The sequence below is a fragment of the Sulfitobacter sp. HI0040 genome (assembly GCF_001634885.1).
Classification (GTDB): Bacteria; Pseudomonadota; Alphaproteobacteria; order Rhodobacterales; family Rhodobacteraceae; genus Sulfitobacter.
Window position 1 is genome coordinate 1 of sequence record NZ_LWEX01000352.1, and the last position, 204, is coordinate 204.

Consider the following 204-nt stretch of genomic DNA (forward strand, 5'->3'; position numbering starts at 1 on the left):
TGCCTTCTGGATCGTCGTCGCGGCGATCCTCTACGAGGCGGTCTCCGCCTTCATTTCGCAGAAGGCGCCGGGCTTCAACTGGTGGGGTATCGCGATTCTGGGTGCTTCGCTCGTGGCCAACCCGTTCCTCGCCTGGGGCAAGTATCGCTACGGCAAGCGGCTCGATGCGCCCGCCCTGAAGTACGATGCCAAGGACACCATGAT

The 204-nt window shown here is 62.7% G+C and carries 1 protein-coding gene; it reads left to right on the forward strand.

All coding sequences use genetic code 11. The features are described from left to right. Positions 1–204, forward strand: a 204-nt coding sequence (locus A3728_RS15200; RefSeq protein ID WP_161489590.1) for a cation transporter, incomplete at both ends; no start/stop codon positions are given.